This window comes from Streptomyces sp. AC558_RSS880, assembly GCF_019049255.1.
Taxonomy (GTDB): Bacteria; Actinomycetota; Actinomycetes; order Streptomycetales; family Streptomycetaceae; genus Streptomyces.
In genome coordinates, this window is the sequence record NZ_JAGMUJ010000084.1 from 228,459 (window position 1) to 253,635 (window position 25,177).

Below are 25,177 nucleotides of genomic sequence, written 5' to 3' on the forward strand. Positions count from 1 at the left end.
CGCCTCGACCACGTCGGTCCGGCCGGGTCACGCACTACCTCGACGCGGGTTCCACCACCGTGTCCCCGGACGGGGCGGGTGCGGTGCCGCCGGGGCGGAGCAGGCCCGTCAGGGACAGGGCGCCCGGCCCGGAGAAGACCAGGAGCAGAAAACCCCAGCAGAACAACGCCGGTGCCAGGCCGCCGTTCTGGAGAGGGAACAGACCGTCCTTCTGGTGCTCGGTGAAGTAGGCGAAGGCCATGGCTCCCGAGCTGAGGAACGCCGCGCTGCGGGTCGCGGCTCCGAGGAGGACGAGGGCACCGCAGACGAGCTCGATCACGCCCGCGTACCAGAACGGCCAGTCACCGGTCGGGGCGGCCTTCCTGTCCAGTACGCCGAACACCGTGGCGACGCCCTCGCTGGTGAACAGCAGGCCGAGGACGATGCGGAACAGGCCCAGCACGAGCGGTTGGTGACCGGCCAGCCGGTCGCTCAGGCGGGCGGTGCTCATCATCGCGTACTCCTTGCGTCGGCCGGTGGAACGTAGAGGGCCGGCGCCGGGGGTCACGCGCGCGAGGCCGTCTGCTCTTCTTCAACGTGCGCGCCGGTCCGCCCGTTCAGCCGAACCGCCGTGCACGCGCGGCCGACCGGCCCGCCGGACGGCGACGCGCTGTCGTCGCCGCCCGGCGGGAGGAGTTCGCTCAGGACCGCGGCGGGGCCGAGCGGAAGGTCCAGTGTCCCGAACCCACCTGGTACACGGCCTCCTCCCCGGACGTGCGCAGCAGGCGCGCTCCCCTCGGTGCCTCGGCCCGTCCGCCGGCCGCGGGGACGTGCACCTCGGCGGTGCTGCCGGCGGGGACGTCCACGGTCAGCCGGAAGCGGCCGTCCGTCCGTTCCCAGTCGCTGCGGGCGATGCCGTACGGCGTCCGGTAGGAGCCCGACGCCGAGGTCATGTCGCCCTCGACGGCCGGGTCGATCAGCAGCTCGGCGTAGCCGACGGAGTCGGCGGTCTGGGCGATGCCGGCGACCCGGGTGGTGAACCAGGAGTCGATGGCGCCGAGCATGAAGTGGTTCTGCGACTGGCCGGGGCCGCCGTCCCAGGACTCGCCCAGGGTGGTGTTGCCGGCGCGTACCTGGTAGCCGTAGCTGGGACTGGTGGTCTGCGTGGCGATGGCGTGCACGAGGTCGTCGCGCCCCGCCCCGCTGAGGACCCGGAAGGCGGCGGGCAGGGAGATCTCGCCCAGGATCAGGTGGTTGCCCGCGTCCTTGACCGCGGTGGTGAAGTGGGTGAGCAGGCGGTCCCGCTCCCCCGCCGGGTGGGCGCCCATGTCGAGGGCGAGCGCCTCGGCCCCGTGACCGCCGCCGCCGAAGGTGCCGGCGGTGGTGTCGTAGTACTTCGCGGACAGGGCCTTCGCGCTCGCGTCGGCCTTGGCGCGGTACTCGTCCGCGGCCCCCTGGTCGCCGAGGACGGTGGCGATGCGGCTGAGGGCGTCGGCGACCCGCCAGTAGCCGTAGGTGCCGGCCACGGCGCGCGGGAAGGTCCGGTCGGGCGTGAACCAGTCGCCGAGGCCGTAGTCGAGGATGCCGTCCTTGACCTGGGTCTCCAGGAAGGCCGCGTACTGCCGCATGCGCGGGTAGTACGTCTCGAGGGTCTGCTTGTCGCCGTAGGTGGTGTAGAGCTGCCAGGGGACGAGGACGAAGGCGCCGCCCCAGTTGGAGTCGTTGCGGTAACCGCCGGGCAGGCTCGTGTACTCCGGGACCGTGCTCGGGATCAGGCCCTCGGTGGTCTGCGCGTCCGCCATGTCCCGGACGATCTTGCGCAGGTAGGACTGCATGTCGTAGTTGCCGGCGAGGGCCGGGAAGACCAGCTGGTTCTGTTCCAGCCAGCCCAGCTTCTCGCGGCTCGGACAGTCGGTGAGGACGCTCATCATGTTGCCCTCGATGGAGCGGCGGATCAGCGCGTGGATGTCGTTGATCAGCGGGTCGGAGCTGGTGAAGTCACCGGCGGAGGTGTTGTCGGTGTGCAGGACGTGTCCGCGCACGCTCACCGTCGCCCCCTCGGGCACACCCCTCAGGTCGAGGTAGCGGAATCCGTGGTAGCTGAAGCGCGGGTGCCAGGTCTCGTCGCCGCGGCCCCGGGCGGTGTAGGAGTCCCACAGGGGGGCTCCGACGTTGCTGATGGACTGGAAGGCGCGGCCGTCCTTCAGGCTCTCCGCCGGGTAGACGCGGATCGCGGTGCCCTCCGGTGCCCGAACGGTGATCTCCGGCCAGCCGGCGATGTTGCGTCCGAGGTCGAAGACGCGGCTGCCGTCGGCGCCGTCGACCTCCCGGCCCTCCAGGGTCTCGACGATCCGGATGGGTTCGGTCTCCCGGGCGCTGAGCGCGGCAGGCCGTTCGGTGGTGCCGGGGCCCGCCACCACGGTCGCCCGCCGCCAGTCCGAGTGGTCGCCGGCGGGCTCGTCCCAGTGGGGGATCTCCCGGCGGGCGTCGTAGTCCTCGCCGCCGTACCAGTTCGAGGAGGTGGTGGGGCCGAGGGTGGTGCGCCAGTCGTCCCCGCTGGTCAGGGTGCGGACCCGGCCGTCGGCCAGGGTGACGTCCAGCCGGGCGATCAGCTTGGGGTCACTGAGGTTGCCGTAGAGCTTGCGGTAGCGGTCGGCGGTGCTGACGACGTTGGACATGCCGTTGCCGAGGGCCACGCCGATGGTGTTGGCGCCGGGCCGCAGCCGGTCGGTGACGTCGTAGGTGACGTACTGGACGCGCTCGGCGAAGTCGGTGTTGGCCGGTTCGAGGACCGCGTCGCCCACGGGCTCGCCGTTGATGCTGGCGTCGTGGACGCCGAGGCCGGCGATGTAGAGGCGGGCGCTGCGCACCGCCTTGGGGAGGGTGAAGTCGTCGGCGAGCAGGGGCAGTCCGGCCGGCAGGTACGGGGTGGGCGGCCGCCGGCCGGTGACCCGGGTGAGCTCGGTGAACGGGCCGGTCGCGCCGTCGGCGGAGGAAACGGCGTAGTCGACGGGGAAGTTGGGGACGCGTCCGTCGTCGGTGAGGACGTCGGCGCGCGGGTACAACGCCAGTTCGTCGAAGGTCTTCACCGACTTCAGGTCGAGCGTGAGGGTGACCGGGGCGGCGGAGACGTCCGGGCCGGTGTGCGGGGCGCTCGCGTAGCCGGCCGCGGTCTGCAGGGCGCTGTTGGGCAGGCCGTCCACCGCCAGCGCGGGTTCCCAGGTCTTGCGCAGCGTGTTGCTCTCGGACGCGGTGACCGCGGCGCCGCGGGCGAGGCCGGTGGTGGAGGTGGTGGAGTCGCGGAGGTCGATCTCACCGAGCTGGAGCCGCCAGGTGCGGTCGGGGAAGGACTCGGCGAGCGGCAGGCCGAGCCGGGTGACGTCCAGGCGGACGTAGCGGGCGGTGGTCCTGGGGAGCCGTACGACGACGGGTTCGGCCGTGCGCCCGCTCAACTGCCAGTCGGGGTGGGTGATCCAGTCGGCTCCCCAGTCGGACCGTTTCGTCAGGCCGGTCTCGAAGACGGCGGTGCGGCTCCAGCCGCCGTCCCTGTGTCCGGGCCCGGACCAGAGCATGACGCGCCAGTGGACGCGGGTGCGGGACCCCAGCTCCTTCCCGTCGTACGTGGTCGCGGGCACGGCCGAGTCGACGCGGCCGGAGTCCCACAGGTCGGGGCGGGAGGAGTTGAGCAGCCGGGGCGAGGTGGCGGCCTGCACCCGGTAGGCGGACTGCCGGGCGCCGGGGTGGTCGGCGTCGATCTCCCAGCTGAGTTCGGGGGTGGTGTCGTCGATGCCGAGGGCCTGCGTGAGGTGCTGGGTGCGCAGCCGGGTCGGGGAGACGTCGCCGGTGGCGGCGTCGGCGGCGACCGCGCCGGCCAGCACGGTCGCGAAGGCGGTGGCCGCGGCCAGGGCGGCGGACCACCCGGGTCTGCGGTGCGGGTGCGGTGTGGACATGTGGCTTCCTGCCGGGTGTGGGAGGGACCGGGGGCGGGGGTCGTACGCGGTTCCGGGGCCGGTGGGCTTCGCGGTCCCGGAACGGTGCTCAGACGCGCCGGAGTTCGACCGTGGCGCGGCGCCGGAACCGGAGGGTCACGGGGCCGAGCAGGCCGGACGGCAGCGGCTTCCTGCGTTCGTTGGACAGCGTGTTGGAGACGCGCACGCTCAGGGTGTTGCGGCCGGGGCGCAGCCGCTCGGTGACGTCGGCGACGAACGGGGCCCACAACAGCGGCGGCAGCACGATGCCGTTGACGGTAACCTCCGCGACGTCGCGCACGTCACCGAGGTCCAGCAGGACCCGGCGGTCGCGCAGTTCGGCGGTGTCGACGTCGACGGTGGTGGTGTACGTGCCGCTGCCGGAGAACAGCGGGTCGTGCGCGGTCCAACTGCCCAGCGGCGCGGTGACGGGGGTGGCGCCGTCGCGTGCGAAGGCGAACGTCCAGTCGCCGGTCACCGGAACCGGCTCGAGCGGGTCGTCGACGCGCACGGTGCCGCGGTACGGGTGGCCGCCGTCGGTGCCGGTGAGGGTGTGGGTGCCGGGCGCGGCGGCCTCCACGGTGGCCCTGAGCACCGTTCCGCGGCGTTCCACGGCCAGGACCGGCAGGGGTGAGTCCGTGAGGTGGGGCTCGTGCCGGACACCGGGGCGCACCACGACGACCAGGCTCCGGTACGGCTCCAGGTCCAGCGGGAGCCGCACGCCGTCCTTGGTGCTCCGGTGCAGCGGTGCCGGGCCGCCGGTGCCGGTCTCCGGGTCCCAGATCCGGGGCACGCCGGCGGCGGGCAGGGCGGCGACGGTCCGGACCCGTTCGCCGCTCTCGTTGTTGATCAGGAAGACGGTGTCCGCGCCCTGCCGCACGCGCAGCACCCGGACGGCGTCCCGGGGCGGGTCGAGGACGGCGGCGGCCGCCCCGGCGCCGGTCGCGGCGGCGCCCAGCGCGCCGGTGTCCGCGACGCGTACGGCCTGTCCGCGCCCGAGGGTCCGGCTGCCGGGAACGCGGTCGCCGAAGAGGTCGCGCAGACCGTGGGCGAGGGTGCGGTCGTTGCCGTCGGCCTCGTCGGTGTCCAGGGCGCCCACCGCGATCACGGTGCCGCCCGCGCGGACGAACGCGCGCAGCACCCGCAGTCCGTCCGCGTCCAGGGTCGGCGTCTCGGGAACGACCACCAGGTCGTAGGCGGCGTGGCCGACCACGAGCCGGCCTCCCCGGACGCCGGCGTGGGCCCGCAGGGCCGGGTCGCCGGTGAGGGCTCCCTCGTGCAGCAGGTCGAAGTCGACCTGGGACCGTTCCAGGGCGTAGGCGGCGTCGGCGAGCGGGCCGTCGACGTCGCCCTGCCGGTCGGTGCCGGTCGACTGCTCGGCGGCGCGCTGCGGTTGCAGCAGCGCGGTGCGGGCGGCGGAGGTGCCGCGGCCGGCCTCCATGAGCCGTCCGATCCACTCGGCGAGCGGGCGCATCGCCCACCACCAGGGCGCGCGCGGGCCGAACGGCGGCGGGAAGTACACGCGGGTCTCGTCGGTCCACAGCGCGTGCAGCACCGTCAGGTTGACGCCGCGGGCCGCCTGCGCGCCCACGGTCGCGCGCACGAAGGCGGGGGTGACCTGCCAGCCCATGTTGCCGAACATCTCCAGCAGGGCCCGTTCGCGGCCCATCTGGTGGGCGACGGAGACCGGGTTGCGGGGGATCATGGTGGGCTCGCCGGCCACGTACTCGGCGGTGATGATGTCGCCGCCGGGCACCTGCGCCCACTGGTTGACCTTGTGCAGGTCGCCGGTGGTGACGATGCGCTTGGCGGGGGCGGTCTCGTCGTAGAGCGGGTTGGTGATGAGGGCGACGCCCCACTCGTCGTACAACCGCGCCTGCTTCTCGAAGGCCTTGGCGAAGCGGTCGGAGACGGCCTGCCAGTAGCGGCCGCGGACGGTGCGGCCCGCGCGGCCGAGGTCGTCGAAGGCGGCGGCGTAGGCGGCGCCGGGGGTGACTCCGACGGCGCGCAGGGCCCCTTCGAGGGAGGGTGACCACGGCAGGCGCTTGAAGTGGGCCTCGGCGGAGGCGAAGAAGGGCTCGTCGTCCCAGAAGCCGGGGACGACCGTGCCGAAGTACCGTCCGAAGCGGCGGTGGTACTCGGCGGGGACGATGTCCAGGAACAGCTCGACCGGTTCGTCGTCGAGCAGGTCGACGTAACTGCGGCTGTATCCCTGGGAGTCGTCGACGAGGAGGACCCCGCCGAAGAGGTCCACCTGCCACTCCCCCGCCGGCGCCTGCCAGGTGTGGTCGCCGGTCAGCCGGCCGGTGAGGTCGGTGACGTCGGCCGCGCCGGCCGGTCCGACGGGGCGTGCGGCAGCGGCGGCGACCGTGAAGTCCCCGGCAGGCAGCTCCTTTTCGGGGAAGGCCCGGGCGGCGGAGGAGTCGTCGAAGGCCGAGTCGTACAGGACGGCGCCGTCGGCACCCTCGACGGTGAGGTTCTCCCAGAGGGCGCGCTGGTCGTCGACGGCGCGCACGCCGGCGCCGCCCGTGGCGTGGGCGGAGTCCCGGACGGTGCCCTTGTCCCGGCCGTCGAGGGTGACGGACACCGTGTCCGCGCGGACGGTGACCCGCAGGGTGTGGAACCTGGTCTTGTTGAAGCCGTCGGTGCGGGTGCTGCGCAGCAGTTCGGCGGGTTCCGTGCCGGGGGCCAGCCGGTGGACGGTGGTCACGCCGGTCTGGTCGAAGGTGACGGCGTACCCGGAGTGCCCGTCGGCCGAGCCGCGCACGACGAGACCGGCCGCGCCGTGCTCGGCCTTGGCGCTGCCGGTGACGGTGTAGTCGGCCCAGCCGGCGCTGTCGCGCAGGACGGTGGCGCCGTGGAGCACGGCGGCGTCGGCCACCAGGCGTCCCGCCTCGACCCCGACCCCGGTGCTGCGGCGCAGGTCGACGGCGGCCGGGCCGCGTACCACGGTGGTCGAGCGGGCCAGTGCCTTCAGGCGCAGGTCGGGCCGGGGGGCGTAGGTGCGGCTGCCGACCTGTCCGCCCTTGACGATGAACTCCCCGGCGCGTCCGCTGGGGAAGTGGTCGTCGTTGAACAGCCACACGCGCATGCCGGTGCGTTCGGCGGTGCGCAGGACGTGGCCCACGATGTCGAACCACTCCTCGGTGAAGAACACCGGGCGCATCTCGGCGTTGTCGAAGGAGAAGAGGATGACCTCGTACATGCCCTTGTCCCGGAGGTCCGCCATCTGGCGGTCCACGAGTTCGGGGGTGACGGGGCCGTTCCAGTACCAGTAGACGGTGGGGCGGCTGTCGCGGCGCGGGTCGGCGAAGTGCCGGGGCGAGAAGGCGTCCCGGCCGGGTCCCGCGGCCGCCTCCGCCGCTCCGGTGGCGGGGGCGGCGGACGCGGTCTCGGGGAAGCCGACGGCGGCCAGGGCGCCGGTGGCGCCGGCGGCGGCCACGAACCGGCGTCTGGAGAGGGCGCTTTCGGGGCCGTCGGGGCGTTCGGGTGTCGCGTCTTCGGGCATGGCGGAGCTCCTGGGGTGGGTGGTCGGCGGGGCGGGCGGGACCGTGGACGCGGATGCGCCGCTCAGCCCTGGGCGAGCCGCCGCACCTCGTCGGCGGTCAGGGCCCGGTTGCGCAGCCGGAAGTCGCGGAACGCCCCGCTCAGGTAGGGGTGGGTGCCGTTCTGCGAGCGGCCGAGGAAGTTGCGGCTGGTGCGGCCGAGGAGGAGGGGTCCGGCCACCATGGCCGAGTTGCGGCCCGCTTCGGCTCCGTCGATGTAGAGCACTCCGGTGCCGTCGCCGAGGGTGAGTGCCACGTGGACCCACCGGCCGGTCGGCAGCGGGCCGGTGGCGTCGACGACGTCCTCCCGCTCCATGCCGGAGATCTTCAGGGCCGCGCGGGCGCGGCCGGCGCCCGTGGTCGCGGCGAGGAAGAGGTAGGTGTCCTTGTGGTAACCGAGGTCGAAGACGCGTGCGGAGGGCGCGAGGGCGTCCACCCGGACGCGTACCGCCACGGTCAACTCGTCGAGGCCGCTGGGCAGTCCGGCGGGCAGCGCGATGTGGCCGTCGCGTCCGTCGAGGGTCACCGCGGGCACGCCGCCGTCGGCGCTCCATGCGGCGCCGCCGGCGAGGGCGGCGTCGGCGAAGGTTCCGGTGCGGTCCGCGGCCGAGGTGCCGTTGCCCTCGTCGAGGGGGTAGTGGGCGACGTCCCGTGCGGCCGTGCGGCGCGGTGCGACCGCCCAGTACACGTTGTAGTGCTGGTGGTGGACCTCGTGGAAGGGGCGCAGGGCGACGCGGCCGCCGTCCGCGACCGCGGTGAACGCGGTCTTCTCACCGGGGGTGCGGCGCAGGGTGTCGGGGCGGATGACGGGGAGGGTCGCGAGGCCGGTGCCGCCGTATGCGCCGGCCAGCACCAGCGGACCGTATGACAACGATGCCACCTGCGGATTGTCGGGTGCCGGGCGCCAGACGGGGACGCGCGGCAGGACGAGTTCCACGGTGTCCCCGGTGCGCCAGTGGCGGGTGACGGCGGCGTAGCCGCCCGGTTCGGGCGGTGCCCCGGCGGTCCGGCCGTTGACCTTCAGCACGGCCCGCCGCCCGTCGCCGTCGGCGACCCACGCGGGGACGCGGATCCGCAGGGTGAAACGCGCCTGTCCGGCGGTGACGGTGAGGCGGGTGCGGTCGCCCGCGGGGTACTCCGTCTTCTGGCGCAGCGTCACCCCCGCCTGCCTCCAGCGCACTTCGGAGGGGATGAACAGGTTGACGTACAGCTCGGGCCGGCGGGTGCCGCGGGAGCGGAAGTAGATGGTGTCGGCGAACTTGGTGTGCGTCTCCAGACCGGTGCCGTGGTCGCAGGAGAAGTTGTCGTAGTCCCCGCTGTAGCTGCCGGGGGCGGCGCCCAGTCCGCCCTTGGGCTCGCGCCGCGACCCGGCCCACAGCCCCGTGTAGTAGGTGACGAAGCCGTGCTCGGAGTCGGGGTCCTGCTCGGCGAGCATCTGGTTGTAGAGGGTCCACTCGTAGTGGTCCAGGTAGTCGGCGCGCTCGGGACGGTGGCGGAAGAGGTGGCGGCCGAGCTTGAGCATGTTGTAGCTGTTGCAGTTCTCGCAGGTGACCGTCGAGAGCCGGCTGACGATCTCGCCGGGAGGACCGAAGAGTTCCTTGTCGGAGTTGCCTCCGATGGCGTACGAGTGGTCGCGTACGACGGTGGTCCAGAAGGTGTCCGCGATGTCCAGGTACCGTCGTTCGCCGGTGGCCTCGTAGCCCGGCACGGCGCCGACCACCTTGGCGATCTCCGTGTTGGCGTGGCGGCCGGCGAGTTCGTCGCGGCCGGCGGCCAGCGGCGCATACAGCTCGTCGTGGTCGAAGCGCCGGGCGGTGCGCAGGTGCACCGGGTCGCCGGTCACCAGGTGGAGCCGGGTGAGGACGTCGTTCATGCCGCCGAACTCGACCTTCAGCACGCTCTGCATCCGCTCGCGGGACAGCGGCGCGGTGCGGGCCTCGGCCCAGGCGGCCATCTCCAGCAGGACGTCCAGGGCCTGTGCGTCACCGGCCAGTCGGTACTGGTCCAGCAGGCCGGCCATGATCTTGTGCAGTGTGTAGTAGGGCGCCCACGGCTTCCCGCCGGCCTCCAGCTGGTCGAAGACCGTCTCCGGGAACGCGGAGAGGTAGCCCCGGTGGAAGCCGGCCGACGGTGCCGCCCGCTGGCACTCGGCCAGCGCCGAGACGAGCGCGCGGGCCTTGTCCGCGTAGGCGCGGTCGCCGGTGCCCGCGTGGGCCTGGGCCAGGGCGCTGAGCAGGTGCCCGGTGGTGTGGCCGCGCAGCTGGACGGTGGGGGCCTCCCAGCCGCCACAGGGTTCCGCCGACGACGGCAGGCCGACGTTCAGACGGAAGGTGTGCAGCAGCCGGTCGGTGTCGACGAAGAGCAGATAGGCACAGGTGCGGCGCATGTTGGCGAGGAACGGGCCCTCGAGCAGCCGGACTTCGGAGAGCGCGAACTCGTCCAGCGCCGGCTCCGGGCCGGTCGCGCCGGACCGTCCGGCGGGCACGGACGCCGGTGCGGGTGCCGCGGCGGCCGGGGACGTGGGTGTCGTCACCGCCGCGGCGGCCGCGACGGACGCGGTGAACAGGACCTGGCGTCTGGACGGGGTGGGCCTGCCGGAAGATGCGGGCATGGCACGGGGCTCCCTTCACTGGCAACGACGGCGGGTGGGTCAGGAACGGGGAGACCAAGGGGAGTTGAATCGTTTTACTCGACTCGGCGCAGACGCTAAGCGCCGCCGTGGCGAGCGTCAAGAGTTCTCACAGGATGCGCGCGGGGCGGCAAGTATCCCTGTGACGTGCGGGAGTTGAGCGCACGCGAGCATGCCGCCGCGCGGACGGGCGTGGGCACCGTCCGCGCAGCGGCTGTCTCACGGCCGGGCAGCCCCGGCGGGAATCGGGAGGATTGAAACGTTCAATCAGAGGGTGGTCTGGGCGTACGGCACCAGGCGGACCGGTCCCACGAGTCCGTGGTCCTGGCGGGCGACTCCGCCGAAGACCTCCGGACGGGTCGTCCGCAGGCGGTTCACGAGCGGTGTCGCCACCTCGATCTCGAGGGTGTTCTCGCCCCGCCGCAGCAGCGGACCGACGTCGATGACGGGGCACAGGCGGTCGGCGGGGCCCGGGTCCCGTCCGTTGACCGTCACCCGGAAGGTGTCGCTGACCTGTCCCAGGTCCAGCACGGCGCCGTGGGAGGAGGTCCAGTCGTCCGGGAGCACGACGGTGGTGCGGTACGTGCCGACGCCGGCCGAGTCCGCCAGTTCGGGGATGCGCGACCAGGGCAGCAGGGTGTCGAGGACGACGCTGCGGCGCACGGTCTCGGTCCGGGTCGCGTCGGCGCCGGGGAACCAGTCGTCCACGTCGAGGTGCCACCGGTCCGGCTCGATCGCCGCGGGCACGGACGGGAGGGTGGTGGTGACCGTGCGGCCCTGCGACAGCCGGGTCCGGTACGTGCCCCCGGCGCCGGCCCGCACGGTGAGCCCGCCACGGGTGAACAGCACCTCGTCGGCGTCCGAGGAGACGGCGTGCGGACGGTTGCCGTTCCGGTCCCCGAAGAGCCCCGGCCGTCCCAGCGCCACGATCGTGGTCTGGCCGGGCCGCAGCGCGACGCGCAGGGTGACCTCGTCGCCCTGCCGCGTGTACCGCGCGGCGCGTTCGGCCCTGCCCGTCCAGGGGTCGAGGAGGTAGGGCACGAACGCGCGGCCGCGGGTGCAGCGCAGGGTGACCTCGTGGTCGATTGCGGCGACGGGCGGCTTGACGGTCTCGGCGTGCTTGCCGTTGCACAGGTAGTAGAAGTCCACCTGGTCCGTCACCCGGTGGGCGTTGAGGAGCGTGGAGGGGGTGGAGTAGCGGGCGTCGGGGGTGACGCCGAGGGACGTGAGCGCGTCGCCGACCGCCGTCTTGTCGGTGACCCGGGCCACGTTGGGCAGGGCGAGCAGGCGGGCCAGCACGTCCCGCAGCCGCTCCGTCTCGCCCGGCTCCGGCACGCCCGGCGTGAGCGCCTGGTCGAAGGCGCCGAGGAACACCGTGGGCAGCCCGGCCTCGGCGAAGCGGAGCAGCTTGCGGGCGTCGGCCAGAGCGAGGGTCGGGGTGGAGCCGTGGAAGAAGTCGCCCTCGACGAACAGGGCCTTGTAGGCCGGGCCGTCCGGGGCGAGCCGGCCGCCGGAGACCCTGGCGTTCGGCAGGTCGAGCAACGGGCCGCTGAGGAACTGGTGGGTCCATCCGAGCGGGACGCCGGTCGAGGTGAACCAGGACGCGCCGATGCCGGTGGCGGAGTAACCGGTCTGCCGGAAGACGGCGACGTCCGCGCGGACCGTGCCGGCCTGGAGGACCTGGTGGACGCGGCCGAGGTAGCCGGAGACGTCCTCGGCGTGCCGCCAGGTGGGCTGGCGGGGACCCCAGGACTCGCTGTAGCCGGCGGTGCCGTTGTAGGGGCTGAAGGCGGCGAAGCCCGGCCACTGCGACTCCGGGGCCTTCGCGTAGGAGAAGCCGTGCAGGACGGTCTGGTTGACGCCGGCCGCGTAGGCGCCGCCCATGGTGCGCAGCACGCGGTCCCAGGTGGTGCTGTAGGCGGAGCCGTTGTAGGCGCCCGACTCGCAGGAGAGCACGGTGTGCCCCGCCATGTCCCGGCCGCCTGCCAGGCAGCGGTAGTCGTCGAGGTTCTTGAAGCCGAGGGACTCGCCCTCGGCGATGTCGAGGATCGCGGCGGACGCGATGGAGTCGGTCTGCAGGCCGTAGGGCTGGGCGCGCAGGGTCATGCCGAGGCCGTGCGCCCAGTCCCTGAGGGCGCGCACGTGGTGGCGGTTGAACAGGTCGGACACGGTGGCCCAGAAGTCGTGCCGGATCTGCCGGGTCAGCTGGGCGTCGAAGGCGAACACCTGGTTGCTGTTGTCGAGGACGACGGCGGGCAGGTGGGGCAGCAGGGGGCGGCCCGTGCGCTTCTCGAACTCCTCCGGCAGCCGCCGCGTCCAGACCAGTCCGTCGGTCTCCAGTTCCACGGAGTCCTCGAAGAAGGCACCGCCCGCGGCTTCGAGCAGGCGCCGCAGGGAGTCGGTCAGGATGTGGCGGTCCCAGAAGTCGGTGACGGCGGCGGTGCCGGCCTCGCCGAGGTGGTCGACCACGTAGGCGGCGGGGGCGGTGTGGGGTCCGGATTCGGGCTGCTGTCCCGAGCCGCGCCGCCAGTACGAGATCAGCACCCAGTCGCCCTCGGCGGGCGCCGTCCACGTCAGGGTGCCGTCGGTGACGGTGCCGGTCAGGTCGCGGACGCTGTCGGGGGCGAGCCCGGTCTCCTTGCGGGTGGAGTGGGCGGTGTCCACCCGGGCCGCCTGGACGGCGACGAGGTGCTCACGGGTGACGCCGGGGGCGGCCTTGTGCGCGGGCGGGGGCACCGGTCCGCGGTAGGTGGCGCCGCCGGTCAGCGGGACCCGGCCGTGGACGAGTTCCTGGGTCGCGGCCTCGTCGTCGGGGGTGAGACCGGGGACGGCCGCGGGCCAGCTCGGGCCGAGGGTGATGTCCACGGTGAGGCCGCGTCTCGCCGCCCGGCGCAGGGCCGCCTCGACGCCGTCCCGCCAGGGTCTGCTGCCCCAGCCGTGACGGGCGGTGTCGAGCAGCGACTTGTCCTTGATGCTGTGGTGCACGGCGGCGATCTCGGCTCCGCCGAAGCCCGCGTCCGCGATCTGGTCGATCTCGCGGGCTATCTCGTCCGGGTCCACGAGACCGTCCGGCCACCACCACCGGAACTTCGGACGCACCGACCGGGCGGGGGCGGCGAACCAGTCGGCGGTCGGTCCGGCGCCTCCGGCAGCGGGATTTGCGGCGGCGCCGGCAGCGGGAGTCGCGGCGGCGCCGGGTGAGGCCGCGCCGAGGGCGGCCGCGGCCCCTGCGGTCACCGCCGCGGTCAGGACCGTGCGCCTGGACATCCCGCCACGCTGCGGGACGGATTCGTCGTACATGAGTGCACCCCAGAGAAGTTCACACGAATTGAATCGTTTCAATCGCTATCGAACGCGGGAACGCTAAACCGCGCGGTTCGGAGGGGTCAAGGTGTGGGACGCGAGGTGTTCTCCGGAACCGGTGACGCACGCGGGTGAGATCGACGGGGTCCACGACTCACGGGCGTGACCGCCGGCGCCTTCTGCCGGCCGGCCAGAAGGCGGTTCGTCGCGATGGACGCCGTCGGGCGTGCCACCCGGGACAGGAACGGGCGGGCGCGACTCGGGAGAGGCTGGTCGCACTCCCCCTCTCCCTCGTTTGCGAATGCACCGGCGCGAGGGCGATTTTGGTGCATCCACGTCGGGGCGGACAGTCCCGGCCCGGCTGGCGGCCGCCTCCCACTGCAGGCTTCATGACCAGAAGCGGTTCGGCCCTGGTAACGGACCCCGCGTGGCGATCGGCTCGAACAAGAGCGTCCCCTTCACTTCCGCCATCGACTCGCCTGGCTAAATGGCGCGTCGGCGTCACCGACGCGACGGCGGGGCACCGCGTTTGGAACAAGCAGTCATCGATCCGGCTCGCCACGGGCAGGCCGCACGTCACGCAGGCCGTGCCGGGGCCGTCGAGGCCGCGACAGCGGCCGCCGCCCTTCTCGGCTTCTTCCCGCGGCCCGGACCACGTCGGCCTGGTGCCGGGCCGCCACCCAGGTGAGCGCCCCGCCACCGTGCCGCGGCCTGCCGAGCCCGCCCCTAGAGTTTTGGCCATGACATGGAGCGAGGCGGAGCACCTGGACTACCCGCACGCCGAACAGCGTGCCTACGCACGGGTGATACGGCATTATGGCGGTCTGACGTCGGCGGAAGCCACGGAAGCGGCCCTGAAGTGCTGACGAATCCCATTCGTAGCGCATCGGGCTTCAGCCCGGTGGTGAAGCGAATCCCGTGAATGCGGAGCGGAGCGCCACGACGTCGTTCCGGCGGAGCCAGAGGGGACGGGGCGGTCGCCTGGGGTGAGGCAGGGAACGGATGTTCCCGGCGACAGGCGATGAGGCTCGTTCGTACGATCCTCGCATGCAGCTTCGGTACAGCTTCCGCCTGTACCCGGACACCGGCCAGCAGATGGCGTTGGCGAGGGCGTTCGAGTGCGCCCGCGTCGTGTTCAACGACGCGGTCCGCGCCCGTGAGGACGCCCGCGAGGCCCGGCAGCCGTTCCCGACGGCCGGGGAGCTGTCCACGCGATTGATCACCCGGGCGAAGCGGACGGTGGAGCGGTGCTGGCTGGGTGAGGTCTCCGCGGTGGTGCTCCAGCAGTCGCTGCGGGACGCCGAGAGCGCCTACCGCAACTTCTTCGCCTCCCTCAAGGGCACCCGCAAGGGACCGAAGCCGGGCCCGCCCCGTTTCAAGTCCCGCAAGGACGCCCGGCAGTCGATCCGGTTCACCGCCAACGCCCGCTGGAGCATCACCGGCAGCGGACGGCTGAATCTACCGAAGATCGGCGCGGTGAAGGTGAAGTGGTCCCGTACCCTGCCCGCCACCCCGTCGTCGGTCACCGTGATCAAGGACGCGGCCGGCAGGTACTTCGCCTCCTTCGTCGTCGACACCGACCCCGCCGCCGACCGGGCGCGGATGCCCGACACCGACCGCACCATCGGCATCGACCTCGGCCTGACCCACTTCGCGGTCCTGTCCGACGGTACGAAGATCGACTCTCCGCGCTTCCTGCGGCGCGCGGAGAAGAAGCTGAAGAAGGCCCAGCGGGAACTGTCCCGCAAACAGAAGGGATCGAAGAACCGGGCCAAGGCCCGATTGAAGGTCGCCCGCGCCCATGCGAAGGTCGCCGACGCGCGCCGGGAGTTCCACCACCAGCTCTCCACGAAGCTGATCTCCGAGAGCCAAGGGATCGCCGTGGAGGACCTGTCAGTGGCGGGACTGGCCCGCACCAGGCTGGCCAAGAGCGTGCACGACGCTGGATGGTCGGCGTTCCTCGGCATGCTGGAGTACAAGGCAGCACGGTACGGCCGCACCTTCGTCAGGATCGGCCGGTTCACACCGACCTCCCAGACCTGTTCCATCTGCGGCGCCAAGGACGGACCCAAACCCCTGCACGTGCGGGAGTGGACCTGTAGCGCCTGCGGCACCGTCCACGACCGGGACCACAACGCCGCGATCAACATCGAGACGGCCGCCGGACTGGCGGCATCCGCCTGCGGAGCGCCGGTAAGACCAGGAGCGATCCTGGCGCAGCGCGAAGAAACAGGAAGCCACGGATTCCCGACCGGGCCCCGTGCCACATAGCGGCACGGGGCCCGGTCGGGAAGGCCGGAATCCTCGGGCTTCAGCCCAAGGAGCAAGTCAACCGTACGAGCCGGAGGACCGTGCCCACCGCGGCCTGGTCTTCCACGACGAGGCCTGGCACTGGGCGATGCTGACGATCCACGGTAGCCGGTACCCGGTGGAACACCCCGGACTCGTCCATCCGCCGTCCGCCTACCGGGCCCTCGGATGAAGGTCTCCACGGGTGCCTTGCCGGAACGGCAACATCTCTTGGCGGTTCGCCGTGGGCCGGGCAAGGCTCGGACGCGTTCCCCCAGGAGAAGGAGCCCTGTATGAGTACCGACGAAGCGGTCAGGTTCTGGGACGACGTCTACGCGGCCCGCCCGGCGGCCACCGATCCGCGGCCGAACGCACGCCTCACCGAGACCCTCGCGGATCTGCCGCCCGGCGACGTGCTGGACCTCGGATGCGGTGCCGGTGGCGACGCGCTGTGGCTGGCCCGCCGGGGGTGGCGCGTCACCGCCGTCGACGTCTCGTCCGTGGCGGTCGAGCGCCTCACCTCACTCGCCGTCTCGCACGGCCTGGCCGACCGGATCACCGCCCGGCGGCACGACCTGCGGGAGTCGTTCCCGGAGGGCGAGTTCGACGTCGTCTGCGCCCACTATCTGCACACCCCCCTCGACCTGGACCGGGCGGCCGTGCTGCGGAGGGCCGCGCACGCCCTGCGGCCGGGCGGGCGACTGCTGGTCGTCGACCACGGATCGACCGCCCCGTGGTCGTGGAACCAGGACCCCGACGTCCGGTACCCGGCCCCGCGGGAGGTCGCCGCGGACATCGGTCTGGACCCGGCGGCCTGGACGGTCGAGCGGGCCGACTCGCCCCGCCGGGTCGCGACCGGACCGGACGGGCGGACCGCCGAGGTCACCGACCACGTCCTGATCGTCCGCCGCACGGCCTGACCCGGCCCCGCTCCGCACGAGGAGGCACCATGCGTCACGGGAGCCGGGGCGACACCCCGCCGCCCCGCACCGGAAGCAGCGAGACCGAGGTGCTGCGCGGCTTCCTCGACTATCTGCGGAACTCCGTCGCCGCGAAGGTCGAGGACGCCCCCGAACCGCAGGTCCGGACTGCCTCGGTGCCCTCGGGCACGAACCTGCTCGGGCTGCTCGGCCACCTCACCTCCGTCGAGCGGGCCACGTTCCTCGGGGAGCGGGTCGGCGACTGGCAGGCCACCTTCCACGCAGCGCCCACGGACAGCGTGGCCGATGTCGTCACCCGCTACCGGGAGGCGGTGGCCCGGGCGAACGACGTGCTCGACGCGTGCGCCGACCTCGGCGCACCGGTCCCCCGTCCCCGGTCGAACGGCCCCGCTCCGAGCGTCCGCTGGGCGCTCACCCACATGATCGAGGAGACCGGCCGCCACGCCGGCCACGCGGACATCCTCCGTGAACTGATCGACGGGGCGACCGGACGCTGACCCGCCCCGGGTGCCGTGCCGCCGAGGGGCGCCCCTCGGCGGGCCGCCGCACCGGCACGGTACGGGCCGCGTTCCGTACCCTGGCGGCATGCGGATGCGCCCCACTCTGAGCTGGACCCCCGAAGAAGACCTGCCGCCGGGCTCCACGGACCCGGGGCCGGTCGCCGACGCGCTGGGCACCGGCGGTGTGGTGGTGCTCAGCGGGGCGGGCATCTCCACCGAGTCGGGCATCCCCGACTACCGGGGCGAGGGCGGGAGCCTGAGCCGCCACACGCCGATGACCTACCAGGACTTCACCGGCAGCGAGCGGGCACGGCGCCGGTACTGGGCACGCAGCCACCTCGGCTGGCGCACCTTCCGCCGCGCCCTGCCCAACGCCGGGCACCGGGCCGTGGCCGCGTTCGGGCGGCACGGCCTGCTCTCGGGTGTGATCACGCAGAACGTCGACGGCCTGCACCAGGCCGCCGGCAGCGAGGGCGTCGTGGAACTCCACGGCGGCCTGGACCGGGTCGTCTGCCTCTCCTGCGGCGCCCTCAGCCCGCGCCGGGAACTCGCCCGGCGGCTGGAGGAGGCCAACCCGGGCTTCGCGCCGGTGGCCGCGGGAATCAACCCCGACGGTGACGCCGACCTCACCGACGAACAGGTCGGGGACTTCCACGTGGTGCCCTGCGCGGTCTGCGGCGGCGTCCTCAAGCCGGACGTGGTGTTCTTCGGCGAGAACGTGCCGCCGCAGCGGGTCGAGCACTGTCGCGCGCTGGTCCGTGAGGCGGCCTCGCTGCTCGTCCTGGGATCGTCGCTGACGGTGATGTCCGGGCTGCGGTTCGTCCGCCAGGCCGCCCGGGCCGGTACACCGGTACTGATCGTCAACCGGGACCCGACCCGGGGCGACCGGCACGCCGTCACCCGGGTCGCGCTCCCCCTGGGAACGGCCCTCACCACCGTGGCCGACCGGCTGGGCATCCCGGTGGACGGGCGGACGGCGGCCTGAACGGCTGCCTCCGTCCACGGCCCCCGGGCCCCGCCCGCCGTGTCACTCCTCGTCGCGCAGCCGGGCCGCCAGGGAGGCCAGCGGCTCGGCCGCCTCGGTGTGGCCCAGTGCGGTGAGACGGGAGACCGCGGCGTCGAGACGGGTGAGGGCCGGGGCGGAACGTTCCAGGTAGATGCCCTCCATGGCACCCGCGAGGCGGACGCACTCGGCCCACTCGCCGGCGTGCTCCTGGTCCTGCCCCGGCTCGCCGAGCAGGGTGAGGGCCTTCTCCAGGGCGGTCAGGGCGTCCTCGTGCTCACCGGCGTACGCGTTGACGCGCCCGTGTTCGTAGGCCAGGGCGGCGTCCAGGGGGCGGCCGTGGGCCTCGTACCCGGCGGCGCGGGCCTCGTCGGCGATCCGGCCGGCGTCGGCGAGGAAGGCGCGGGCGCCGGCCAGGCCGTCCGGGCCCTCCTGCTGGGCCTGGAGGCGGGCGAGTTCGCGCAGACAGTTGCTGAGCTGCTCGTGGCGCGGATCCTTGGCGTGGGCGGCGAGTGCCTGGTCCGCGGCCTCGCGGGCGCGGCCGAACTCGCCGGACTCGCCGAGGAGTACGGCGGTCTCGGCGGCGATCATGGCGTGGCTGCCCGGATCGTCGTCCCAGCCGGCCGACTCGGCCGCGAGGGCGACGAACTCCGCCGTGGCGGCCTTGAGGTCGTCCCCCGCGTGCAGCGCGCGGGCGCGGGTCAGACGCAGTTGGGCGACGAGCCGGTCGTCCAGCTCCCCGGCGGTGACGGCCGGTTCGGCGAGCACGGAGTCGAGCAGCGCGATGCAGTCCTCGACGCGGCCGAGGTCGAGGCTGAGCTGGGCGGCGTTGCTGTAGGTGCAGTACGCGTCGAACCGGCTGCCGTGGCGGAGGTCCAGCTCCGCGGAGCGGGTCAGGTGCCGCAGCGCCTCGTCGGGGCGGCCCAGGTGCAGGCAGGCCCCGGCCAGATCACTGTGGAGGCGGGAGGTGTCGACCGTGTCGGCCGGCCAGTCGGCGGCCAGCCGCAGGCCCTCGGTCAGGTCCGTGTACGCGGCCTGCGCGTTCCGCAGGCCGAGCTGGAGCCGGCCGCGCAGGGCGAGGGCGCGGGGCAGGTGCCAGGCCGGGCCGTGCGCCTTGAGCCGGTCGAGGGCACCGTCGGTGCCGGTGAGCGCGGCGGGCAGGTCACCGGTCATGGCGTGCGTGGTGGCCCGCAGCAGCAGGGCCCCGGCGATCTGCGCGTCGATGTCGTGCCGGGTGGCGAAGGTGTGCAGCAGGTCCACCTCGGCGAGGAGCGGCGCGATGTGCTCCTCGCTTCCCGACGTCTGCAGGCGCATGCCGAGCACGGTGGCCCGCAGCCGCAGCAGGCGCGCCTCCTGGTGCGGGGTGAGGCCGGGCGTCTCCTCGTGCAGGCGGACCATGGACGCGTGGGCGGCGGTCAGTGCGGCGATCCGCGCCTCGGTTCCGCCGGCGTCCTCCGCGGGGGGTTCCGCGGGAGTCTCCGCGGCGGCGAGCAGGGCGCAGGCGCGGGCGACTGCCGCACAACCCGGCTGTCCGGCGTCGTCGTACAGGCCGGCGGCCTCCTCGTGGAGGGCGGCGGCGTCGGCGAACTCGTCCTTCTCGCGGGCCCGGCCCGCCTCGTCGTCCAGCAGGTCCGCGTGCAGGTGGACGAGCGACCCCACGGCCGGGTCGTCCGGGTGGGTGTAGCCGCGGGCGGCGACGAGCGTGCGCAGCCGTGCCCAGCAGGCCCGCGCGTCCGGGTGCCCCTGTTCGTCCAGTTCCCGTGCCCGCAGGATGAGTTCGGGCAGCGACTCGGGGACGGCGGGGGCCGTACGCGTGGTGGGCGCGGCGGCCGGGGCCGCCGGGGCCGCGTCGTCGAGGGTGCGGGTACGCAGGGTCAGTTCCAGCGCGTCCAGGAGGGGGGCGCGTTCGAGGCGGGCTCCGCGGCGGTCGGTGTGGGCGGTGGTGCCGTTGCGGGCGTCGAAGCGGGCGGCGAGGTCGTCGGCGCGCTCGCGGACCTCGGCGCGCAGGCCGGTCACCGTCCAGGTGCGGCCCGCGAACCCCGCGGTGGGCAGTTCGCCGTGGCCGAGGTGCTCGACGCGCTGGAGGAGGACCTCCACTCCGGTGAGGAAGTCGAACAGCTCCCGCGGCGAGTCCACCTCGTCGAACAGGTTCCGGTTCTCGGCGAGGAGTTCCAGGCCGCGTGCCTCGTTGCCGGTCAGCGCGCAGAACTCCAGGTGCCGCCCGACCTCCCCGGACATCGAGGGGTTGCGGCGGCAGCCGCGGTAGCCGGCGAGGTGCAGTTCGCGGGCCTGGTCGGTGCGGCCGGCCCGCAGCAGGGGGAGCAGCGCGTACGAGAAGGAGCGGGCCGGCTCCTCCTGGCAGGATTCCTTCCCGGCCAGGACGGGCTCCCAGGCGCGCAGCGCCCGTTCGTCGTCGCCCGCCGCCAGGTGGTACAGGGCGCGCTCGCAGATCTCGCAGGCCTCGCAGTCGCTGAGCCGGGTGCGGGTGCGGCCGGCCCACAGCTCGTAGGCGAGGGTGGTGTCCTCGCCGGTGTGGGCGGCGAGCTGGTACGCCTGTCCGTAGTAGGGCTGGAGGCCGAGGCCGGCCTTCTCGTACCGGTCGCGCATCTCCGTCAGCCACTGGCGCAGGCTGGCCAGCGGGATCTCGGGCAGCGCGCGCAGGGCGTTCGCCACCCACTTGAACCGCCAGAACAGCGTGTGGCGCAGGCGGTCGTCGAAGACGTCGGGCTGCTCGTCGAAGAGGGTGAGCAGACGGGCGAAGACGACGGGCGACTTCCGGGGTTCGGAACCGTAGGTGTACGCCTCCTGGAGTTCGAGGAGCGCGCGGACGAGCGGGACGGGCTCCGCGAACTGCTCGGCGACGTCGACGAGTTCCTCGGCGGTGACGGTGCGGGGGCGGCCGTAGGGGCGCCGGCGGTTCTCCTGGAGCGCCTGGTACAGCTCGTCGGTGCTCTGGGGGTGGGGTGCGGTGGGCATCGTCAGCTGTCCTTGCGGAGGGCGTGGGCGAGGAGGTCGAGGAAGGAGCGGTTGATGAGGCTCGACTCGGCGGGTCTGAGCGGTCGCCGGGACAGCAGCGCGGCCTGCCCGTAGAGGGCTTCGGCGCTGGTGCGGGCCAGCTCGGGTTCGTCGATGGCGACGGCGGTGCGCACCAGCGGGTTGAGCTGGTTGAGGATCAGCTGGGCCCGCGGTGCCTCCTGGCGCAGGGCGCCGAGGATGTCGCCCCACAGGCCGCCCTCCTGCTCGCGGGCGAGCTGGGAGCGGGTGCGTTCGTGCCGGGCCTCGCGGCTGTCGACGAGGAGGGCGGGGGCGGAGGCGGGCTGGAAGGTGCGCAGCGCGACGTCGCAGTCGAAGACGGCGAGGGCGTCGCGGGCCTGGGCGAGGTAGGCCGCGGCGGCGAGTTCCGTCTCCCGGTCGACGGGGTCGAGGTGGGCCGTGAGGGTCGCCGGGTCGAGGTCGGCGACGGTGACCTCGGACCTGATCTCGGGCAGCCGGTGGACCAGTTCGCGGTCGTAGGTGTAGCCGCCGTTGACGACGCCGAGCCCGGCGGCCGAGGCGATCGCCGCGACCTGCCGGAACTCCTCCACGCTCGAGGTCACGAGCACGGTGCGGTGGGTGCGCGCGAACTCGTCGAGGGTGGTGTGCCCGTCGGTGGTTTCGAACGGCAGCCAGGGCAGCAGCATCCGCAGGATCTCGTCGTCGTGCACCGCGAGCGACTTCACGGCCAGGTGGTGGGCCTGGAGGAAGCGGTTGAGCAGGTCCGGGTCGCTGGCGGCGGCCCGGGCGATCCACGCGCGCAGCCGCTCGGCGAGGGCGTCGCGGACGGCGGCGAGGGTGTCGTCCTCGTACAGGGACTCGCGGGACGCGGTCGGGCGCAGGCTCTCGGCGTCGACGACGCAGCGGACGAAGAACGCCCACTCGGGCAGGATCTCCTCGGCCTGCTCGGACAGGAGCATGCCCTTGACGTGCACGCGGTGGCCGTGGCTGCGGCCGGCCGGCACCGTCTCGGGCAGCACGCACGCGATGCCCTTGAGGCCCACGGCCGGCAGGTCCAGCTCGATGGTGTCCAGCGGCCGGAACCCGAAGACCTCCTCGCCGTACGCGGCCAGCGCGCGGGAGCGGGCTCCGGGGGTGGGGTACGTACGGGCCCAGGGCGCGGCCTCCGGGTTGACCGGCGCGCCCGGACCGCCGGTGCCGTCGTCGAAGGTCACCGGGTGGCGCAGCAGCGAGCCGAAGTGCCGGGCCAGCGCGTGCACCTGGGCCGGGCGGGTCCACTCGCCCGCGTCGGCGCGGGGCGTCAGGGTGACGGTGGTGCCGGGCCGGGGGCGGGCGGAGGCGGGCAGGACGTGGACGGTGTAACTGCCGTCGCCGCGTCCCCGCCACTCCACGGCGGGCGCGTCGGGGGTGCGGGCGGAGCGGCTCAGGACGTGGATCTCGTCCGCGACCAGGAAGCAGGAGAGCAGTCCGATGCCGAACTGGCCGATGAAGTCGCCGCGTTGCTCGGCGATCTTCTCGGCGCGCTTGCTGCTGCGGCCGATCGTGGCGAGGAAGGTGTGCACGTCGGCCTCGGTGAGGCCGACGCCGTCGTCCTCGACGCGCACCACCGCGCCGTCGGCGTACAGACGGATGCCGAAGGCGTCGGCGGGGGCGGCCGGTTCGAGGGCGTGCCGGGCGGTCAGCGCGTCCACCGCGTTCTGCAGGAGTTCGCGCAGGTAGACGCGAGGGCTGGAGTAGAGGTGGTGGGAGAGGAGGTCGACGAGGCCGCGCAGGTCCACCTGGAAGGTGCGGTCGGCGGCGGTGTTCTCGGGCAGGGTCATCGGCGGTCCGGGTGGGTGAAGGGGTGGGGCGGCGACGGGAGACGGAGAACCGGAAGGCTCAGAAGGCCTTGCGGAAGCGCGCGTACGCCTTCTGCGGGTCCGCCATGAACGTCCACGGCCACTCGGTGAACGCGCCGTCCAGCTCGCGGAAGACGTTCGAGGCCTTGCTGCTGCCGGCCAGTGAGAGGGCCATGGCGAACATGTTGTAGTCGCCCTGCCAGCCCAGGCCGCGCTCGTACGCGTGGTGCAGGATGCTGCGCTCCGCCGCCTCCCTCAGCTCGGTTCGGATCCTGGGTTGCTGCAGGCAGTCGCTGTCGTCCGACTCCACCCATTCCTCGACGTACGCCATGGCGACGACGCAGCCGAGCCGGTGGCCGTCGGGCGCGGCGGCGAAGGCCTTGCGGGCGAACTCCAGGGCCTGCCCCGGCTCACCGCCCCAGCGGGGCTGCAACTGCGACAGCCACTCGGTGTGGATGTCCAGGTCCAGCGGGTCGCGGCGCAGGCCGGCGTCGAACCGGGTCTCGTTGACGGCGGCGCCCAGCGACATGCCGCGCCCGGAGGTGAGGAGCCGGCGCCACGGCGTGACCCATTCCGGCCGCAGCTCGGCGGCCTCCAGCAGGTGCTCCTCGGCGATGTGGAGCCGCTCGTGGAAGACCCTCCACTGCTCCTGCGTGACGTGCACGGCACGCGCGGCGGTGCGCGCCTCCCAGCCCCAGCTGATGTGGCGCGCCCCGGATATCAGCAGGGCCGTCGCCCGGTGTTCCTCGTCCTCCTCGACGGCCCGGCCGATCCAGTCCTGCACACCGTCCAGTTCGGCCAGTTCGCCGAGGACCCGGTGGTCGCGGCCGAGGTCGAAGGGGGCCAGCGCCTCCTTGACCGCCGCCCAGTCACCCGCGTCGGCCGCCTCCACCAGCGCGAGCACCCGTGTGTCCCCGAGCGCGCGCAGCGTGTACGTCCCGTCCCGCCGTCTGCGCGGGACGGGAAGGACGTGCGGATCCGCCGCCGGTCTCTCCGCGTCCCTGCCGAACAACTTGCCGAACATCCCGCGCCCTCCCCTGGTCCCGCATGATCATCCGGTGCAGCATAAGCGACCCCACCGACACCGCTTCCACAGGGTTTTCACCGGCGCTTCACGATCCGGCCGACGATGTCCGCGGCCCGCTCCGGGTGTTCCTCCCGCCGTGTGCCGAGGTGTTCCCGGGCGGCCCGGCCGACGCGGGCGCGTACGTCGGCGCCGCCCAGCAGGTCGAGTGTGGAGCCGGGGTGACGGAGTCCGGGCGGGCCGCACGGACTCACCGCGGGCCGGGAGCGGGGGCGACCTCGCTCACCGGGGTTTCGGAGCCGTCGGTCGGGGCCAGCGGGGTGGGGCGGGCTTCGGCGGGCCCCGGTGACGCCGACGGAGCGGGCGTGACGGAAGGGCTGCTCACGGGAGGCGGGGCGAGAGGGACCGTCGGGGACACCGGACGGTCGGGGGCCGACGACTGCAGCGGCAGTACGACGAGGGCGGCGACGGCGCACGTCAGTCCGGCCCCGACGGCGGTGCGGACCAGCCGGCGCCGCGCCGCGCCGCGGCGGATCTCCTCGAATCGGCCGGGGGGCGGGCCGAGGTGGTCGGAGGCGGGCCGCAGGATGACGGCGAGGGGGTCGTCGGGTTCGAACTCCGGACCGTCGTCAGAGTGTGTGATCAAGGCTTCTCCTCAGATGGGCGCGGAGCAGTTCGCGGGCCGCGTGGAGGTCGGCCTTGATGGTTCCTTCCTTGCGTCCGGTCACCGCGGACACCTCCCGGATCGGCATGTCAGCGTAGTAGTGCAGCAGGATCGGGACGCGCAGCCGTTCCGGCAGCGACTGCACGAGCAGACGTACGGACGGGTCGGACTGTTCGGTGTGCGGGCGGACGGCGGTTTCGGTGGTGACGCGGTGCACGGCCTTGCGCTCGCGTTCGAGCGTGCGCCAGTGGTCCCGGACGAGGTTGGCCGCGGTGACGTAGAGGAAGCCCCGGGGCTCCGCCACCGACGTCCAGCGGGCCCACAGCCGGGTGAACGCCTCCGAGGCGATCTCGTGGGCCGTCCCGTCGTCGTCGACCAGTCGGCGGCACCAGCCGGCGAGGCGCGGGTAGAGGGCGGCGAAGAGCTCGGACGCTGCCTGCTCTCGGGACCGTTTCAACGCTCTCCATGGTCGTGGCGGTACTGGTGTCGTGGGGCCCGCC

The 25,177-nt window shown here is 73.5% G+C and carries 15 protein-coding genes; 4 read left to right on the plus strand and 11 right to left on the minus strand.

The window, feature by feature from the left end:
• Window positions 1–34 precede the first annotated feature (34 nt).
• The 5 genes from KUM38_RS25830 to KUM38_RS25850 form a co-directional block, all read right to left on the minus strand.
• Window positions 35–490 (minus strand): DoxX family protein, encoded by a 456-nt coding sequence (locus tag KUM38_RS25830; RefSeq protein WP_217132796.1) that lies wholly within the window; start codon window positions 488–490, stop codon window positions 35–37.
• Between the two features lie 190 nt (window positions 491–680).
• Window positions 681–3,929: a family 78 glycoside hydrolase catalytic domain gene (locus KUM38_RS25835; protein ID WP_217132261.1), complete on the minus strand. Its 3,249-nt coding sequence runs from the start codon at window positions 3,927–3,929 to the stop codon at window positions 681–683.
• Between the two features lie 88 nt (window positions 3,930–4,017).
• A complete protein-coding gene (locus tag KUM38_RS25840) occupies window positions 4,018–7,455 on the minus strand; it encodes a glycosylhydrolase-like jelly roll fold domain-containing protein (protein WP_217132263.1) in 3,438 nt (1,145 codons plus the stop codon).
• Between the two features lie 62 nt (window positions 7,456–7,517).
• The gene (locus KUM38_RS25845; RefSeq protein WP_217132265.1) at window positions 7,518–10,103 is read right to left on the minus strand and encodes a beta-L-arabinofuranosidase domain-containing protein; all 2,586 of its coding nucleotides are present in this window, start codon (window positions 10,101–10,103) and stop codon (window positions 7,518–7,520) included.
• Between the two features lie 285 nt (window positions 10,104–10,388).
• Window positions 10,389–13,388, minus strand: coding sequence for a glycosyl hydrolase (locus tag KUM38_RS25850; protein ID WP_374227079.1), 3,000 nt, complete (start codon window positions 13,386–13,388; stop codon window positions 10,389–10,391).
• Between the two features lie 1,083 nt (window positions 13,389–14,471).
• On the opposite strand from KUM38_RS25850, the gene KUM38_RS25855 reads away from it, so the two are divergent.
• The 4 genes from KUM38_RS25855 (at window position 14,472) to KUM38_RS25870 (ending at window position 18,139) form a co-directional block, all read left to right on the plus strand.
• Window positions 14,472–15,695 (plus strand): RNA-guided endonuclease TnpB family protein, encoded by a 1,224-nt coding sequence (locus KUM38_RS25855; protein WP_217132269.1) that lies wholly within the window; start codon window positions 14,472–14,474, stop codon window positions 15,693–15,695.
• A gap of 311 nt (window positions 15,696–16,006) precedes the next feature.
• Window positions 16,007–16,633: a cyclopropane-fatty-acyl-phospholipid synthase family protein gene (locus tag KUM38_RS25860; RefSeq protein WP_217132271.1), complete on the plus strand. Its 627-nt coding sequence runs from the start codon at window positions 16,007–16,009 to the stop codon at window positions 16,631–16,633.
• A 29-nt stretch (window positions 16,634–16,662) separates the two neighbouring features.
• A complete protein-coding gene (locus KUM38_RS25865; protein WP_217132274.1) occupies window positions 16,663–17,151 on the plus strand; it encodes a DinB family protein in 489 nt (162 codons plus the stop codon).
• A gap of 88 nt (window positions 17,152–17,239) precedes the next feature.
• Window positions 17,240–18,139 carry an NAD-dependent protein deacetylase gene (locus tag KUM38_RS25870; protein WP_217132278.1) on the plus strand — a complete coding sequence of 300 codons (900 nt, stop codon included), beginning with the start codon at window positions 17,240–17,242 and terminating at the stop codon, window positions 18,137–18,139.
• 42 nt (window positions 18,140–18,181) lie between these two features.
• On the opposite strand, the gene KUM38_RS25875 is transcribed toward KUM38_RS25870, so the two are convergent.
• The 6 genes from KUM38_RS25875 to KUM38_RS25900 all read right to left on the minus strand — a co-directional run bounded on the left by KUM38_RS25875 (window position 18,182) and on the right by KUM38_RS25900 (window position 25,134).
• Complete coding sequence (locus tag KUM38_RS25875) at window positions 18,182–21,133, minus strand: hypothetical protein (protein ID WP_217132281.1); 2,952 nt, start codon at window positions 21,131–21,133, stop codon at window positions 18,182–18,184.
• Between the two features lie 2 nt (window positions 21,134–21,135).
• On the minus strand, window positions 21,136–22,971 hold the full coding sequence (locus KUM38_RS25880) for an HSP90 family protein (protein ID WP_217132283.1): 1,836 nt from the start codon (window positions 22,969–22,971) through the stop codon (window positions 21,136–21,138).
• 58 nt (window positions 22,972–23,029) lie between these two features.
• The gene (locus KUM38_RS25885) at window positions 23,030–24,013 is read right to left on the minus strand and encodes a hypothetical protein (protein WP_217132285.1); all 984 of its coding nucleotides are present in this window, start codon (window positions 24,011–24,013) and stop codon (window positions 23,030–23,032) included.
• Window positions 24,014–24,090: 77 nt separating this feature from the next.
• On the minus strand, window positions 24,091–24,267 hold the full coding sequence (locus tag KUM38_RS25890; RefSeq protein WP_217132287.1) for a hypothetical protein: 177 nt from the start codon (window positions 24,265–24,267) through the stop codon (window positions 24,091–24,093).
• Window positions 24,264–24,659, minus strand: a complete 396-nt coding sequence (locus tag KUM38_RS25895; protein ID WP_254397727.1) for a hypothetical protein — start codon at window positions 24,657–24,659, stop codon at window positions 24,264–24,266. The genes KUM38_RS25890 and KUM38_RS25895 overlap by 4 nt, the downstream gene beginning before the upstream one ends.
• Complete coding sequence (locus KUM38_RS25900) at window positions 24,643–25,134, minus strand: RNA polymerase sigma factor (protein WP_217132289.1); 492 nt, start codon at window positions 25,132–25,134, stop codon at window positions 24,643–24,645. Before KUM38_RS25900 ends, KUM38_RS25895 begins: the two co-directional genes overlap by 17 nt.
• Window positions 25,135–25,177 lie beyond the last annotated feature (43 nt).